We start from the raw sequence: 1,839 nt of genomic DNA, 5'->3' as shown, positions 1-1,839 counted from the left end.
TTGACGACCTCGCCGAGCCACTCGATGAGGTCGTCGAGCTCGGAGGTGCGCTGTTCCTCGGTGATCGTTTGGCGCATGGTGCGGTAGGCGTCCGACAGGTAGCGGAGGACGAGTCCCTCGGAGCGGGTGAGCTGGTAGAACCGCACGAAGTCGCCGAAGGTCATGGCGCGCTCGTACATGTCCCGGACGACCGCCTTGGGCGAGAGCTGGAAGTCGAGGACCCACGGCTGTTCGGCGGCGTAGGCCTCGTAGGCGGCCGTCAGCAGCTCGTCGAGCGGCTTGGGCCAGGTGACCTCCTCGAGCAGCTCCATCCGCTCCTCGTACTCGATGCCCTCGCGCTTCATGCGGGCGACCTCTTCGCCGCGCTCCTTGAACTGCTGCTGCGCGAGGATCGCCCGCGGGTCGTCGAGGGTCGCCTCGACGATCGACACCATGTCGAGCGCGTAGGTCGGTGACTCCGGGTCGAGCAGCTCGAACGCGGCGAGGGCGAACGGCGACAGCGGCTGGTTGAGCGCGAAGTTCGGTGCGACGTCGACCGTCAACCGGTACTCGCCGTCGACCTTCTCGATCACCCGGGCGTTGATGAGCGTCCGCGCGATCGTGAGGGCCCGCCGGGCCATCGCGAGTTGCCGGGCCCGGGGCTCGTGGTTGTCGAACACGAGCGACCGGACGTCCTCGAAGGGGGAACCGCCGCGCGCCACGACGGACAGCACCATCGCGTGCGTGATCCGCATGCGGGACACCATCGGCTCGGGCTCGGCCGCGATGAGCTTCTCGAAGGAGGCCTGCCCCCACGAGACGAACCCGTCCGGGGCCTTCTTGCGCTTGATCTTCCCCTTCTTCTTGGGGTCGTCCCCGGCCTTCGCGATCGCGCGGGCGTTCTCGATGTCGTGCTCCGGCGCCTCGGCGACGACGTCGCCCTCGGTGTCGTACCCGGCGCGGCCTGCACGTCCGGCGATCTGGTGGAACTCGCGTGCGGAGAGCTGCCGCATCTTCGTCCCGTCGAACTTCGTCAGGCCGGTGAACAGCACGGCGCGGATCGGCACGTTGATGCCGACGCCGAGGGTGTCCGTGCCGCAGATGACCGGCAGGAGTCCCCGCTGCGCGAGCTGCTCGACGAGCCTCCGGTACTTCGGCAGCATGCCCGCGTGGTGGACGCCGATGCCCGCGCGGATGAGCTTGGAGAGGGTCTGCCCGAACCCGGCACTGAAGCGGAAGCCCGCGATGGCCGCGGCGATCTCGTCGCGACGCTCGCGACTGGCGACGCGGGCGGAGAGGAGCGCCTGCGCCCGCTCGAGCGCGGCCGCCTGGGCGAAGTGGACGATGTAGACCGGGGCCTTGCCCTCCTCGAGCAGCCGTTCGACGGTCTCCTGCACGGGCGTCATGACGTACTCGTAGGACAGCGGCACCGGCCGCGAGACGCCGGTCACGCGGGCCGTCGGCCGTCCGGTCCGTCGGGAGAGGTCGTCGGCGATGGTGGTGACGTCACCGAGCGTGGCGGACATGAGGAGGAACTGCGCCCGCTCCAGCACGAGCAGCGGGACCTGCCACGCCCACCCGCGGTCGGGGTCGCCGTAGAAGTGGAACTCGTCCATGACGACGACGTCGACCTCGGCGTCGGGGCCCTGCCGGAGCGCGAGGTTCGCGAGGATCTCGGCCGTGCAGCACACGATCGGGGCGTCCGCGTTGACGCTCGAGTCGCCGGTCACCATGCCGACGTTCTGCGCGCCGAAGAGGTCGACGAGCTGGAAGAACTTCTCGGAGACGAGGGGCTTGATCGGCGCCGTGTAGTAGCTCCGCTTCCCCTCGGCGAGCGCGCCGAAGTGGGCGCCGGCCGCG

General features: G+C 69.9%; 1 protein-coding gene. It reads right to left on the bottom strand.

What is annotated here, in order from left to right; all coding sequences use genetic code 11:
- Positions 1 to 1,839 (bottom strand): RNA helicase (locus I59_RS14435; RefSeq protein WP_022904474.1); only part of this gene is annotated, 1,839 nt, incomplete at both ends.

This window comes from Curtobacterium sp. B8, assembly GCF_000333315.1.
GTDB lineage: Bacteria > Actinomycetota > Actinomycetes > Actinomycetales > Microbacteriaceae > Curtobacterium > Curtobacterium luteum.
The sequence above is the reverse complement of the archived record's forward strand: the minus strand, read 5'-3'. Positions and strand labels throughout refer to the sequence as shown.